Origin of the sequence: Shewanella fodinae (assembly GCF_014651955.1) — a bacterium.
In the GTDB taxonomy this organism is placed as follows: Bacteria; Pseudomonadota; Gammaproteobacteria; order Enterobacterales; family Shewanellaceae; genus Shewanella; species Shewanella fodinae.
The window spans coordinates 1-583 of record NZ_BMXW01000049.1 but is presented as its reverse complement, the minus strand read 5'-3'; the positions used below and the strand labels follow the sequence as shown (position 1 = coordinate 583).

At 54.9% G+C, this 583-nt stretch carries 1 rRNA gene; it reads left to right on the top strand.

From position 1 onward, the window contains the following. Nucleotides 1-583 (top strand): 23S ribosomal RNA (locus tag IE064_RS18080); the annotation flags it as partial.

Genomic DNA, 583 nt, shown 5'->3' with positions numbered 1-583 from the left:
CGGGGTTAGGGACAGTGCCTGGTGGGTAGTTTGACTGGGGCGGTCTCCTCCTAAAGCGTAACGGAGGAGCACGAAGGTTGGCTAAGTACGGTCGGACATCGTACGGTTAGTGTAATGGCACAAGCCAGCTTAACTGCGAGACAGACACGTCGAGCAGGTACGAAAGTAGGTCATAGTGATCCGGTGGTTCTGAATGGAAGGGCCATCGCTCAACGGATAAAAGGTACTCCGGGGATAACAGGCTGATACCGCCCAAGAGTTCATATCGACGGCGGTGTTTGGCACCTCGATGTCGGCTCATCACATCCTGGGGCTGAAGTCGGTCCCAAGGGTATGGCTGTTCGCCATTTAAAGTGGTACGCGAGCTGGGTTCAGAACGTCGTGAGACAGTTCGGTCCCTATCTGCCGTGGGCGTTGGAAGATTGAGGGGGGTTGCTCCTAGTACGAGAGGACCGGAGTGAACGAACCGCTGGTGTTCGGGTTGTCATGCCAATGGCATTGCCCGGTAGCTATGTTCGGAATTGATAAACGCTGAAAGCATCTAAGCGTGAAGCGAGCCCCAAGATGAGTCTTCCCTTGGACT